This is a genomic window from Pseudoalteromonas phenolica (assembly GCF_005886345.1).
In the GTDB taxonomy this organism is placed as follows: domain Bacteria; phylum Pseudomonadota; class Gammaproteobacteria; order Enterobacterales; family Alteromonadaceae; genus Pseudoalteromonas; species Pseudoalteromonas phenolica_A.
Map to the genome: position 1 here is coordinate 1 of NZ_PNEC01000160.1, position 428 is coordinate 428.

The 428-nt window shown below is 38.8% G+C and carries 1 protein-coding gene; it reads left to right on the plus strand.

Annotation, left to right across the window (positions count from 1 at the left end; all coding sequences use genetic code 11):
* Positions 1–166: 166 nt before the first annotated feature.
* Positions 167–428, plus strand: a 262-nt coding sequence (locus CWB72_RS20465) for an MgtC/SapB family protein (RefSeq protein ID WP_212747929.1), incomplete at its 3' end; no start/stop codon positions are given.

The following is a 428-nucleotide window of genomic DNA, read 5'->3' on the forward strand; positions in this document are numbered from 1 at the left end:
TAGAGAGTTCTATAGCCACAATTCTTGAAAATAGTGATTATTTAAGAGAACAAAAAAGTAAAGGCGATGTAGGTATTGTTGCTGCATATTACGATACCGCTACAGGCGAAGTTATTTTTAATGAGTTAGCCAATACATATGAAACTGCAAATAATTAAAATAGTTGATGATGGATGTAAAATTAGAATTGATAATTGTTGTTAAGCTACTTGCTTCTTTCCTGTTGGGGGCTTTTATCGGTTTAGACAGGGAGAAACACGGCCGTGATGCCGGCATAAGAACATATGCTGCAGTTTGCATTGGCGCTACTTTATTTACTGCTATTGCGGCGCATCTTGTAAGCGATGTTGCTGCTGCTTCAAGGGTAATAGCCAATATTGTTACGGGTGTGGGCTTTCTTGGGGCTGGTATTATTTATCGCAACAGCA